1 pseudogene is annotated in these 316 nt (G+C 75.6%); it reads left to right on the forward strand.

Going from position 1 to position 316, the window contains the following annotated elements:
* Positions 1-153 (forward strand): annotated as a pseudogene (locus JHD63_RS23275) (four-carbon acid sugar kinase family protein); the annotation flags it as partial.
* Between the last annotated feature and the right edge of the window lie 163 nt (positions 154-316).

The following is a 316-nucleotide window of genomic DNA, read 5'->3' on the forward strand; positions in this document are numbered from 1 at the left end:
CTGATGGACGCGCTGCGCTGCGGCTTCACCATCGCCACGCCGGCCTTTCCCGACAACGGGCGCACCGTGTTCAAGGGCTACCTGTTCGCCGGCGACGTGCTGCTCAACGAGAGCGGCATGCAGCACCTGTCTCTTATACACATCTCCGAGCCCACGAGACCGTACAGGAAATCTCGTATGCCGTCTTCGGCTTGAAAACGGGGGGGGGGGGGGGGGGGGGGGGGGGGGGGGGGGGGGGGGGGGGGGGGGGGGGGGGGGGGGGGGGGGGGGGGGGGGGGGGGGGGGGGGGGGGGGGGGGGGGGGGGGGGGGGGGGGG

This window comes from Xylophilus sp. ASV27, from assembly GCF_016428875.1.
Taxonomy (GTDB): Bacteria; Pseudomonadota; Gammaproteobacteria; order Burkholderiales; family Burkholderiaceae_C; genus Xylophilus.